Source organism: Comamonas sp., assembly GCF_009360615.1.
Classification (GTDB): domain Bacteria; phylum Pseudomonadota; class Gammaproteobacteria; order Burkholderiales; family Burkholderiaceae_C; genus Comamonas.
Map to the genome: position 1 here is coordinate 1 of NZ_SPEY01000099.1, position 2,932 is coordinate 2,932.

Here is a 2,932-nt window from a genome sequence, read left to right on the forward strand (position 1 = left end):
TGTTGGCCTTGCCGTCTTCCACCACGTAGACATGCGGATTGTTGATCTGCACGCCATGCTTGCGATAGATGTCCATGATCGCGTTGAGCCGCTCGGCGGAGCTGAAGCGCACCAGCTCCAGCCCGCTGCAATTAAACAGTCCTTCCTTGGTGCGCAGGAACTCCAGGTGGAACAGGACCTCGTCCCCGAGCTCGCTGCGCAAGGCCTTGAGCTGCTCGCCGAATCTTGCGGGGTTGTAGCCGGTCTGCAGATAGGTCAGCTCCCGGTCCACCTTCAGCGCATGCAAGGTCGTATGGTTCCAGCAATACTCGATCAGCGATTTGTAGCCCGCAGCCGGCTGCGCAGACCAGCGCCCGCGCTCGCAGTAGCTGAGCGTGCCGCCGTGACGCTCCAGCAATAACTGCATGGCCTCCTCGGCTTCGGGCGCCACCAGCGCAATGACCGCGTGGCAGCCCGGGGGCAGATGCTCGGCCAGACTGGTGAAATAGGCCGGTACCGGAGCCGCCATCAGGCTCAGCTCCTTCTTGCGGATGCCTGGTGCTTGGCCCAGCTGCTGCGCAAAGCCCAGCGCCTCGTCAAAACCCGTGAACGTGGCAATGCATTCCGTCCAGTTCGTGGCATCTGCCAGCGCCACTTCGAGCTCGAGCACGATGCCGGTCGTGCCATAGGTATGGTGCAGGCGCATGGCGTCGGCACCGCGCAGTTCCAGAATGCGCGGCTCGGCCTCCACCGTCATCACGCGCGCAGCCAGCACATTGCCCGCAGAGGCGAGCGGCCCGTAGGTGATGGAGCCGGCGCCGCCGAAGCCTCCGCCGAACAGGCCACCCAGGGTGGCGCTGCGGTAGGTGGACGGCAGCCAGCGCAGCTCCTGCCCCTGCTCGCGCGCCAGCTGGTCGAAGTCCGCCAGGCGTATGCCGGCCTGTGCCCGGCCCACACTGCCGCGCACCCAGCACAGGCTGTTGTAGCCACTCAGATCCAGGATCAGGCCGCCGTGCAGCGGCGTGCTCTGGCCGTAATTGCCGGTGCCGCTGCCGCGCAGCGTGATGGGAACGCCACGTCGCGCGCAATGGGCCACGACCTGGGCAATCTCGGCCTCGGTGCGCGGACGCACCGCAATGTCGCCGCGCTTGCCCTGCAGGGCCTGCTTGAGCACCGGGCTGAACCAGGAAAAATCCTGGGACAGGCGCGACACTTTCAGGGAGTCGGTGATCCAGTCCAGCGCGGGCAAGGCGCTGGCCAGCTGGCTGCTGTTCTCGGCAATCGGATTGGTGTTCATGGTCGTGTCGCAAAAAGCAAGGCATGAGTCGGCCCATATGCCGCGCGGTGCGGGCATGACGGGAGCAGAAATGAAGAAAGGGGGAAGCGCTAGTCGCTACCGGACTCGCTGGCATGCCAGCCGCCCAGTGCCCGGCGTGTGCACCAGGCCATGAGCACGAACAGCGCCACGCCGGTCAGCGAAATCAGCAGCAGCGCAGCGAACATGCGCGGGATGTTGAGCTGAAAGCCTGCCTGCAGGATCTGGTAGGCAAGACCCGCTCCCTGCCCGCCGGTTCCGGCCACGAACTCGGCCACCACCGCGCCGATCAGCGCCAGGCCGCTGGAGATGCGCAGCCCCCCGAAGAAATAGGGCAAGGCACTGGGAATGCGCAAGCGCATCAGCACCTGCAGGCGCGTGGCCCGGTTGAGCTGGAAGTAGGCCAGCAGATCCGGCTCCACACTGCGCAGGCCCAGCGTGGTGTTGCTGATGATGGGAAACAGCGCCACCAGCGCTGCACAGATCACCATGGACAGCACCGGGTCCTTGACCCAGATGATGATCAGCGGAGCCACGGCCACGATCGGCGTCACCTGCAGCAGCACGGCATAGGGAAACAAGGCCGTCTCGATCCGCTTGCTCTGCACGAATACAAAGCTGATCAGCACCCCCGCCACGGTGGCCAGGGCAAAGGCCAGCAAGGTGATCTTGACGGTGACCCACAGGGACAGGCCGAGTGCCGCCCAGTCCGTCATCAGGGTCTGCAGCATCAGCAGCGGTGAAGGCACGAGATAGGGCGGCAGCTCCAGCAGGGTCACCAGAGCCTGCCAGACCAGCAGCAGCACAAGGCCCACCAGCGCCGGCAAAAGCACACGCTGCACCTTGGGCTGCAGCAGCCATGGGGTGGCCGCCTTGCCGGACTTGACGACAGCCACCGCACGCGCGCCGGTTACGGCAGGCCGGTTGTCGGCGGCACTGGCCGCATCATCGGGAATGGAAGCGGGCAAGGCGCTCATGACAGACTCTCCTCCACAATGGCACTGGCGCGCAGCAGGCTCGATTGCAACTGCTGCGCATGGCGGGCGAACTCGGGGCCGAGCATGAAATCGGCAGGCCGCGGATAGGGGGCATCGATGCGAAACTCCTCCACCACCCGTCCCGGCCGGGCCGCCATCATCACCACCCGGCTGGATAGAAAGACGGCCTCGTGGATGGAGTGGGTGACAAAGATCACCGTCAGCTTCTTCTTGCTCCAAAGCTCCAGCAACTCCGCGTCCAGCTTGTGGCGTGTGATCTCGTCGAGCGCGCCGAAGGGCTCATCCATCAGCAGCAGATCCGGCTCGGTCACCAGGCCGCGAGCAATCGAGACGCGCATCTGCATACCTCCGGACAATTCGCGCGGCAGGGCCTGGGCAAAGCGTGCCAGACCCACCAGTTGCAGTGCCTCCGTCACGCGCGCATCGGCCTCGGCGCGCGGCACGCCCGCCAGATCCAGCGGCAGCCGCACATTCGTGTGCACGCTGGACCAGGGCATAAGCGTGGGCTGCTGGAACACGAATGCCATCTTCTTGCCGCCGGCATGCAGCTGCGGCACCGGCTTGCGCCAGAGCAGCAGTCTGCCGTCGCTGGGCTCGAGCAGACCCGCAACCATCTTGAGCAAGGTGCTCTTGCCGCAGC

3 protein-coding genes are annotated in these 2,932 nt (G+C 65.6%); all 3 read right to left on the reverse strand.

The window, feature by feature from the left end; translation table 11 throughout:
- On the reverse strand, nt 1-1,276 hold a 1,276-nt coding region (locus E2583_RS21820), incomplete at its 3' end, for an FAD-binding oxidoreductase (RefSeq protein WP_291598597.1).
- An 89-nt stretch (nt 1,277-1,365) separates the two neighbouring features.
- Nucleotides 1,366-2,271: an ABC transporter permease gene (locus E2583_RS21825; RefSeq protein WP_291598599.1), complete on the reverse strand. Its 906-nt coding sequence runs from the start codon at nt 2,269-2,271 to the stop codon at nt 1,366-1,368.
- On the reverse strand, nt 2,268-2,932 hold a 665-nt coding region (locus tag E2583_RS21830; RefSeq protein ID WP_291598601.1), incomplete at its 5' end, for an ABC transporter ATP-binding protein. The genes E2583_RS21825 and E2583_RS21830, both read right to left, overlap by 4 nt.

What these genes read in the sequence shown, in the direction of transcription:
- E2583_RS21825 (WP_291598599.1), bottom strand. Translation starts at nt 2,271, where the DNA reads ATGAGCGCCTTGCCCGCTTCCATTCCCGATGATGCGGCCAGTGCCGCC.